The following is a 5,784-nucleotide window of genomic DNA, read 5'->3' as shown; positions in this document are numbered from 1 at the left end:
AACAATCCGGCTGCCGATCCGTCGGGCTTCGCCCATGTTCTCGTTGCCATCGGTCACGATCACAATGCGCCGTGACGTGTCCTCGGGCATCGACGCCTGAGCCAGATTCAGTGCCGTTTCCAGATTGGTCGCGTCGGTGCGTTCCAGCAAACTTTCCAAGCGACGGATCGGCGGTACGTTGTCGTCGTACGGCGGGATCTCGATCATCGCATCGCGACCGAAAACGATGATCCCTGCGCGGTCCCCTCGCGTCGCATTGCGGTGTCGGCGAACCGATTCGATCACGTAGTCCAACATCGCCGTGCGTTTCGCCGACGGAATGCTCTCGCTCTGGTCCAACACATACATGACCGTGACTCGGTCGCTGGTCCAAACCAATTGCACACCAGCGAGCGCCGCCACAATCGCCGTCCAAACCACCGTTCGGATCAGCAAAGCAAAGACACGTCGCCAAGCCCCGAGGACTCGCAGATGTGCCCACCCTAGCCACCACAGCAACGGCAACGCCAGCAACCACCAAAGGTAGTGGGGCGATTCAAAACCGAGGCGAAAAGGAAGTGTCACGACAAAGCCCTGGGTGGCCGAATGGTTCTGCGCGGTCGACCAAGCGATCGGCTGGTCGGGCACATTCATCGCTCTATCATAACGCAGGATCCATTGGCGGGGCCCTGCGAGTTAGATATCTGGCGACCGATCGATCAAACAGCCGGGTCAGACGGCGTCGGCTCGGCAGCGGATGCTTCGGCTGCGTCGGGGTCCGCCTCCGTTCGGTCCCAGAAAGTCACCGCGAAGATCACGAAAATGATCGCTGCCATGATCGCGGGTGACAACCAAAAGTCTTTCCATTGCCCCATCGTTTCCGCCAAAATTCCCGCGTCGAGACCTTCCGGCAACGCCCGCGCAAACATTTGCGTGAACGACTCGAGGAACGACAGCGACTCGGATTCACCACGCGCGTCCGCCAAAGCTTCCACGTAGGTCGGCGAAGAAGTCACCTGTTGGCCATACTTTCCAAACGTCAGGTCCAACGGAATGAAACCAAACAGGCTGCCTCCCGCCATAATTCGGTAACCAAAGAACATCCCGACGCCTTGGGTCAAAAACACCAGTAGCCCTTGAGCTTGCCCGCGAATGCCGAGCGGTGCTTTCTGGTCGGTGTACATGAACCCTGTCACGAAGAAAAAGTCATAGCAGATGCCGTGCAGAGCGACCGCAGCGAGCAACATCCACGTGACTTGATCCGGTGCTCCGTAAGCGAACAGTGCGTAACGAAGCACCCAACAAGCCATCCCGACCAGGATCATGACTTTCACGCCCAGACGGCGGAAGAAGAACGGGATCAGCAGCATAAAAATGATCTCGGACATCTGCCCGATCGTCATCGTCGCCGCCGGTTCCGCGAATCCGGTCTGGTTCAAGTACGTGGCGGTCATGCCGTAGTAGTAAGCCAGCGGGATGCAAATCAGCGTCGAACAAACCGCGAAGATCAAGAAGTTCCAATCCTTGAGCAGCGTGAATGCGTCGACCATGAACAGCGATCGCATGTCCATCGGCTTGCCCTTGAGCGGCGGTGGGGTGTGCGGCAAAAAGAAACACAACAGTCCCAATGCCAGCGAGCTGAACGCTCCCAACCAAAAGATGTTGTACGACGAAGACCAGCCGAAAATACCGACCGTCAAACCAGCAACGATCCAGCCAATCGTTCCCCAGACTCGAATCTTCGGAAAATCGTTTTGACTGGGGATGTTTGAGAATGCGATCGTGTTCCCCAGCCCAAGCGTGGGCATGTAGCACAGCAAGTACGCCAGGATCATCCAAACCAATGTCTTGCCCGCCGTGTTCTCTTCCGCTTGGGAGGCACTGAACGCTTCCGCCTCGTAGGTCCCCGCTGCTCGCATCGTTTCCGCCGTCTCATTCGCGAACGTCGATGCGTTCTCAGCGATCCCAGGAATCAACAGCATGATGACGCCGCCCACCAACATCAGCGTGCCCATCACGCGTTCACTGGCAAAGAAGCGGTCCGCCACCAACCCCAGGAACAACGGTGCAAAGATCGCGGCAATCGGTGCCGCTTCGTAGGCACCTCCGATGAACGCACCCAACAGATTCGAATCCATCGCCGCGGAAAGACTCGCGAACCAAGCTCCCCACGCAAAGAATTGCAGGAACATCATCAAAGACAATGATGGCACGATCCATTTGGCGGCGGACTGGGGCTGGGATTCTGCGTCTTGCATTTGAGTCAACACTGGAAAATGAGGCAGGGAGCTTCAAGGTGGGCAACTGGACCGCGAAAAGTACCATCGCAAGGAGAGAAGATCACGAGGTGGCAACCGCGGATCGGCCTATCTTAAGTCAATTTAACGCTGCCGTGGTTTGGCTTCGCCACAGTTTGCTATTCGACATCGAACGGCGGTCGCGTCGTGCCCACGGACAGAGCTTTTAGCGGCGGATGAATTCAATCGCAGCCCGAGTTAGCGGCGACCATGCATACCTAAGTCGCCCGGGAACCGTTGAACAAAAATCCTCATGACTTGGCGGCGGTTGCTTGGGACGCGATGTGAACTTGCGCGCCCAACAACAGGTGGTTTCCAGCCACCTCCTATGCCAGTCGCGTTAAACTACGACCGCTGCTGCACCTTTTCGTAATCCCCTCTACTTCCCCATCGCCCAAGGAAACGCGTCGTGTTGTTCGTTCCCATTTCAACCGACGCCCCCATTTACCACTGGCCGATCGCAACGGTCAGCTTGATCGTTGCCAATGTGCTGGCGTTCGCCGTTTGCGTCTGGGGACTGGTGACGGGAAACATCGAATACGAAACGTTGGAACGTTTCGCACTCTCCTACGAAACGATCAATCCGCTTCAGTGGGTGAGCAGTGCTTTCCTGCACGCTGGCCCGTTTCACTTGATGGGAAACATGTTCTTCCTGTGGGCCTTCGGGTTGATTGTGGAAGGCAAAGTCGGAACGTGGAAATTTCTGGCGATTTACATGGGAATCGCGGTCGGCGAATGCGTCATCGAACAACTGATGATGTTCGTCCTCGTCGGCGAAGGCCATTCGCTGGGTGCGTCCTCCGCCGTGTTTGGCTTGATGATGATCGCGTTGATCTGGGCCCCCGAGAACGATGTCGAGTGCGTGCTGGTCTTCGGTCTGTTTCTTTTCATCCGAGCATTGGCGTTTGAAGTCAAAGTCGTCACTCTCGCGATGCTGTTTTTGTTCCTGCAAGTCGTCGAGATGTTGTTCGCCGGCTTCTCGGTCTCGTCAGGATTGCTGCATATGCTCGGTGCGTTCGTCGGTGCCCCCATCGGCCTATGGATGCTGCACACCGGCCGTGTCGATTGCGAGAACTGGGACGTGATCTCCCGCAACGAGTGGCTGCAGGAATACGAGTGGCTCTGCCCGCCTTCGCGTCGCGAAGCCATCCAGCGTGAAGCCGCCATCGCCTACGACCCGGTGGCAGCGGCCTTGGCGAACAAGCATTCGCTTGTTGATTCGACATCCACCTACGCACAACGTCAGGCTGCTTCTGACAAGCAAACGAAAACGAAACGCGGATTCCTCGGCAAAAGGAAACGTGGTGCCGATGACGCAGCGGCTGCTGCTCAAGCCGCCATGACGGCGTCGCAATCACACCCTGAATTCAATCGCCTATCGATGCTGCTTCGACAAGCCATCGCGAGCGGCAGTTTGAGCGTCGCAAATTCGCACTTTGCTCGCCTGGAACAGCTTTCTATCGCAAGAGGATTGTCAGACAAAACCTTGTTCGAACTCGCCAAGCTTTACGCCGCAGCGAAACAGTTCGTCCCTGCGACAGGACCGCTGCAAATCATCGCGGACCGAGACGGCGAGATAGCAAACGAAGCGAGATTGCGTTTGGCTCAGATCCAATTGAGAGTGATGCGAAGAGCCGACCTCGCCCTGAACTCCCTGAACCAAATCCATGTTGACGAAAAGAAGCCCAGCGAAACGCAGCAAAAGACAATTGCTCGCCGAAACCAACTTCTCGCGATGTGTCAGTCGGCTTCGACAGGTTGAGCGTCATCCCGGCAAGGCCGATCCCACTGTTTCTTGACCCAACGAGGGAGGAATCAACATGAACGAAGAAACCTTTGCCAACGCAGGCCTTGCGGTTGGCTGGCTTGGAACCGTGATTGGGGCGCTGGTAGTCTTGGTGGGACTCACAATCACTGGCAAGACCGCCTACGAACTGTCTCAGATGGAACAAACGCACGGCACCGCGATCGAATATCAACGAGGGATCGAAGGGATGTCGGGAAGCTGGCCGCACGTGAGCTACATAGTTGACGGCCGGGAGTACGTCACGAGCGCCCATGTGTATCACGACGAGGGATTTCGCTCGGGCGTCAGGGAGGGAGACAAGGTTCTGATTCACTACTGGAAAGACGCGCCCGCCATCGCCAAAGTCGGACTGTTCCACGAACTTTGGTTCGTGCCGATCTTAGTCACCAGCGTTGGAATCGTAGCCCTCGCCATTGCAACCATTCTCCGGTTGACTCAAAGGAGACAAGAAAATTCATCCGAAATCGGCTGAGCCTGCGCTGCCCACTTCCCGATGTGATGCCACCCACCCATTCCCGTATGGTGCCACCCACCAAAACTTGACTTCGCTGGGAGGGTGCATAGGATGCTTTTTGTCTTGCCCATCTCATTGGAGAGCAGAGCGATGCCGCGGCCTCAGCGAAGCGAACAGTTTGATCCCAGCGAAATCGGAATCGTACACGTGGTCCAACGTTGCGTGCGGCGAGCCTTCCTTGCAGGTATCGACCAAGTGACCGGCAAGGATTACTCGTATCGCAATGAGTGGATTCGCCGGCGGATGGAAGCTCTGGCGTCAGTGTTCGCCGTCGACGTGCTTTCGTACGCGGTGATGAGCAATCATATTCATCAGATTCTCCGCCATCGGCCGGACGTCTGCGCTCAGTGGTCAGACGAGGAAGTGGCCATCCGCTGGTTGCGAGTTTTCCCCGGCCGTCGACTCGAAGAACACTTGGCCGAGCCCACTGAAAACGACGTTCAGATGTTGGTTCGCAACAAAGAGCGACTGGCCGAAGTCCGTCGCCGCTTGTCCGACATCTCTTGGTTCATGAGAGCTCTGGCGGAACCAATCGCCCGGATGGCAAACAAACAGGGCGAGTGCACCGGCAGGTTTTGGGAGGGGCGTTTCAAAGCACAAAAGATTGTTGATGAAGCAGGCTTGCTCGCGTGCAGCATGTACGTCGACCTGAACCCAGTCCGCGCGGCCATGTCCACCACGCCTGAAACCAGCCCCCACACCAGTGCCTACGACCGAATCGAAGCTCGCAAGGGCGAACAAATCCCTTCGGCCGCGTTTGATCTCAAGCCAATTCCAACGGAGGAAGCGGGACGGGAGATCCGAGAAACGCCCGTCGAAGTCCTTCAAGCAAAACGCAAGGCGGAACGACGCAATCCAACGGGCAAACGCATTCGACGCGACGGCTGGCTGAGCCCGCTGACGCTGAGCGAAACCAAACTGTCCACCGAACCGCAAGCTCACACGAAGGGGCTCCGCAGCAGCGACCGCGGATTTTTGAATATCCGCTGGAGCGACTACAAACAGCTGTTGGACTGGACAGCGGCGCAGTCGGTTGCCCGCCAAGTGGCTGAGTTGCCCAAGCGTCTTGCTCAAACGCTCTCGGAAGTCGGGATCGACGCTTCGATGTGGCGAGACTTGGTGTGGGATTGGCAAAAGTACTTTGGCAAGAGCAGTTGCATCGGCCGTCCAGAATCGCTGAAAGCCGA

5 protein-coding genes are annotated in these 5,784 nt (G+C 57.0%); 3 read left to right on the top strand and 2 right to left on the bottom strand.

Translation table 11 applies throughout. The annotated features are described in order from the left end of the window. Nucleotides 1–564: VWA domain-containing protein (locus ACF8AM_RS14995; protein ID WP_392556414.1), on the bottom strand; the 564-nt coding region annotated here is incomplete at its 3' end. Between the two features lie 134 nt (nucleotides 565–698). Continuing rightward, nucleotides 699–2,237 carry a nucleoside permease gene (locus ACF8AM_RS14990; protein WP_392556412.1) on the bottom strand — a complete coding sequence of 513 codons (1,539 nt, stop codon included), beginning with the start codon at nucleotides 2,235–2,237 and terminating at the stop codon, nucleotides 699–701. Nucleotides 2,238–2,685: 448 nt separating this feature from the next. Between ACF8AM_RS14990 and ACF8AM_RS14985 the strand changes: the two genes are divergently transcribed. From ACF8AM_RS14985 to ACF8AM_RS14975, 3 genes are all read left to right on the top strand, one after another. Next, nucleotides 2,686–4,038 (top strand): rhomboid family intramembrane serine protease, encoded by a 1,353-nt coding sequence (locus ACF8AM_RS14985; RefSeq protein WP_392556411.1) that lies wholly within the window; start codon nucleotides 2,686–2,688, stop codon nucleotides 4,036–4,038. A gap of 58 nt (nucleotides 4,039–4,096) precedes the next feature. Continuing rightward, a complete protein-coding gene (locus ACF8AM_RS14980) occupies nucleotides 4,097–4,555 on the top strand; it encodes a DUF3592 domain-containing protein (RefSeq protein WP_392556410.1) in 459 nt (152 codons plus the stop codon). 132 nt (nucleotides 4,556–4,687) lie between these two features. Next, the coding region (locus ACF8AM_RS14975; RefSeq protein WP_392556413.1) for a transposase at nucleotides 4,688–5,784 on the top strand (1,097 nt) is incomplete at its 3' end.

It is taken from the genome of Rhodopirellula sp. JB055 (genome assembly GCF_043100905.1).
Classification (GTDB): Bacteria; Planctomycetota; Planctomycetia; order Pirellulales; family Pirellulaceae; genus Rhodopirellula.
The sequence above is the reverse complement of the archived record's forward strand: the minus strand, read 5'-3'. Positions and strand labels throughout refer to the sequence as shown.